The 319-nt window shown below is 67.1% G+C and carries 1 protein-coding gene; it reads left to right on the plus strand.

Annotated features, from left to right (window positions below; all coding sequences use genetic code 11):
* A partial coding sequence (locus tag IRT45_RS36485; protein WP_194810289.1) for a condensation domain-containing protein occupies positions 1-319 on the plus strand: 319 nt, incomplete at both ends.

Consider the following 319-nt stretch of genomic DNA (forward strand, 5'->3'; position numbering starts at 1 on the left):
GGTACTCCCGGCCCGGCCGGGGATGTGGCGACGCGGCGGCGCGGCAACAGTGTCGCTGCCCGAGCAGCAAGTGACCGACGCCTTGGCAGAACTGGCCGCGCACCGATTCGATCTGTCGACCGAGATCCCCATCCGCGCCCAGATCTACTCGGTAGGACCCGAGCAGTACATCGTCGCAATTGTATTGCACCACATCGCTTTCGACGGATGGTCACCAATCCCCATGGCCCGCGACGTGAGCGACGCGTACCGAGCGCGCCGACACGGCCGCGCCCCGGGATGGGCGCCGTTGGCTGTGCAGTACGTCGACTACGCACTC

This window comes from Nocardia sp. BSTN01 (genome assembly GCF_015354405.1).
Taxonomy (GTDB): domain Bacteria; phylum Actinomycetota; class Actinomycetes; order Mycobacteriales; family Mycobacteriaceae; genus Nocardia.